This window comes from Pseudomonas sp. BP01, from assembly GCF_022760795.1.
Taxonomy (GTDB): Bacteria; Pseudomonadota; Gammaproteobacteria; order Pseudomonadales; family Pseudomonadaceae; genus Aquipseudomonas; species Aquipseudomonas putida_Q.
This window is the reverse complement of sequence record NZ_JAFBKA010000114.1, coordinates 1-327: the sequence shown is the minus strand read 5'-3', so window position 1 is coordinate 327 and position 327 is coordinate 1. Positions and strand designations below refer to the sequence as shown.

General features: G+C 45.9%; 1 rRNA gene. It reads right to left on the bottom strand.

The annotated features are described in order from the left end of the window. Nucleotides 1–251 precede the first annotated feature (251 nt). Nucleotides 252–327 (bottom strand): 16S ribosomal RNA (locus JOY50_RS28725); the annotation flags it as partial.

Below are 327 nucleotides of genomic sequence, written 5' to 3'. Positions count from 1 at the left end.
TTTCGAGCAGAACTCACAAATTTTACCTTAGCCTGATCCACCAGCAGTGAAACTGGTGTTCAGTCTATTTCTATCACATATCCGAATTTTTAAAGAACGATCTGACAAAAGTCAGAAATCAACATTCGAAGCGAATGCTCATTTCCAAGTTCTGATCAGGAACAACGCTAGACCCCAGGAGGTCTTGATCGTCTTCAACCATGAATCAAGCAATTCGTGTGGGAGCTCATCAGCAGGCTGATGTCGTCGATTAAGGAGGTGATCCAGCCGCAGGTTCCCCTACGGCTACCTTGTTACGACTTCACCCCAGTCATGAATCACACCGTG